General features: G+C 37.7%; 2 protein-coding genes. One reads left to right on the plus strand and one right to left on the minus strand.

The window, feature by feature from the left end; all coding sequences use genetic code 11:
* A partial coding sequence (locus AC1DTM_RS26670; protein ID WP_477001300.1) for a hypothetical protein occupies positions 1-929 on the plus strand: 929 nt, incomplete at its 5' end.
* 68 nt (positions 930-997) lie between these two features.
* Here the strand turns inward: AC1DTM_RS26670 and AC1DTM_RS26675 are convergent.
* Positions 998-1,360: cupin domain-containing protein (locus tag AC1DTM_RS26675; protein ID WP_477001301.1), on the minus strand; the 363-nt coding region annotated here is incomplete at its 5' end.

A 1,360-nucleotide genomic window follows, 5' to 3' on the forward strand; every position in this document is an offset into this window, starting at 1 on the left:
CAGATTATATTAAAGACATTTACTTTGCCAAACCGCAAATGGAAGCAGCAATCGAGGCAGTTCCTAAAGAGCAAATTCATGATTTATACGCTGCACTTATGGAGCTATGCGAAGAAGATCCACTCATTAAAGTGTGGAAAGACGATGTTCATAATGAACTATACATTCGCCTTTTCGGTGAAGTACAAAAAGAAGTTATCGAAACAACACTTTATGAAAAATACAATTTACAAGTTACTTTTTCAAATACGCGCGTTGTATGTATTGAAAAACCAATTGGCATAGGGAATAGCGTTGAAGTAATGAGTGAAAAAGAGAATCCTTTTTACGCAACAATCGGCTTCAAAGTGGAACGTGGTGTGCTTAACTCTGGTATTACGTATAACTTAGGCGTTGAACTTGGATCACTACCTTTAGCATTTCATAAAGCGATTGAAGATACAGTATTTCAAACGTTAAAACAAGGTTTATTTGGATGGGAAGTTACTGATATTATCGTCACGTTAACACATACTGGTTATGCAAGCCCTGTTACAACAGCGAGTGACTTTAGAAACTTAACACCGCTCGTATTAATGGCTGCTTTAAAGCAAGCTGAAACATGTGTATTTGAACCAATAAACGAATTTGAATTAACTGTTCCGGAGCACGCAATTAGTACCGCAATGTATAAACTAGCTGCTATCCCAGCAACTTTCGCAGAGCCTATATTCTATAATGACTCTTATCATTTAACAGGATCATTACCTGTTGCGCAAACTGAAAATTTCAAACGAATACTCCATTCATTTACTGAAGGCGAAGGTATCTTTACAGCAAAGCCAACTGGTTTCACAAAGCTGAAGGCTCCCTTCCCTACTCGAAAACGTGTTGACTTTAATCCGCTAAATCGGAAGGATTATTTACTTCATGTGTTGAAGGCTTATTAATTAACAAATAGAAAAAGTGCCCTCTTGTATGATATTTTCTTTACTAGAGGGCACTTTTTTTAACAATATCAAGGTAGAGCTGGTTCAAACTCTCCTGTGATTGTTTGATATCCATTATTGTTCTCATATTCCTGTTTCCGCTCTAACCCGAACTTTTCTAAAATAGGAAGGTCATTTGTTGAAAATACATAACTATTTTCTAGCGCAACGTGTTCGTGCCATGCCCAGTTTGGTACAACAAAGAAGTCTCCTTTCGACCAGTCAAAGCGAACACCATTAATAATCGTATATCCTGCCCCTTCATGCACATGATAGATTGATGCATGTGTATGGCGATGTGCTTTTCCTCTAAATCCCTTCGGCAATTTTTGCATCCAAGCTGCAATCGTTGGACACGCTGTTTCACCGTTCGATGGATTTATATATTCAAC

This window comes from Bacillus sp. P4_D3 (genome assembly GCF_056401855.1).